General features: G+C 72.7%; 1 protein-coding gene. It reads left to right on the top strand.

Annotated features, from left to right (window positions below; all coding sequences use genetic code 11):
• On the top strand, positions 1 to 275 hold a 275-nt coding region (locus tag ADK86_RS18280), incomplete at both ends, for an NAD(P)-binding domain-containing protein (RefSeq protein WP_159393883.1).

The following is a 275-nucleotide window of genomic DNA, read 5'->3' on the forward strand; positions in this document are numbered from 1 at the left end:
CCGCGGCCGGCAAGGGGATCAGGGTGCTGGACGCCCCGGTCTCCGGCGGCGAGGCCGGCGCCGTCGAGGCGGTGCTGTCCATCATGGTCGGCGGCGCCCCGGAGGACTTCGACGCCGCCTACCCGCTGTTCGAGGCGCTCGGTAAGACCATCGTGCGCTGCGGCCCGCACGGGGCGGGGCAGACCGTCAAGGCGGCCAACCAGCTCATCGTCGCCGTCAACATCCAGGCGTGCGCCGAAGCCGTCGTCTTCCTGGAGAAGTCCGGCGTCGACCTG

The organism is Streptomyces sp. NRRL F-5755 (assembly GCF_001279365.1).
In the GTDB taxonomy this organism is placed as follows: Bacteria; Actinomycetota; Actinomycetes; order Streptomycetales; family Streptomycetaceae; genus Streptomyces; species Streptomyces rimosus.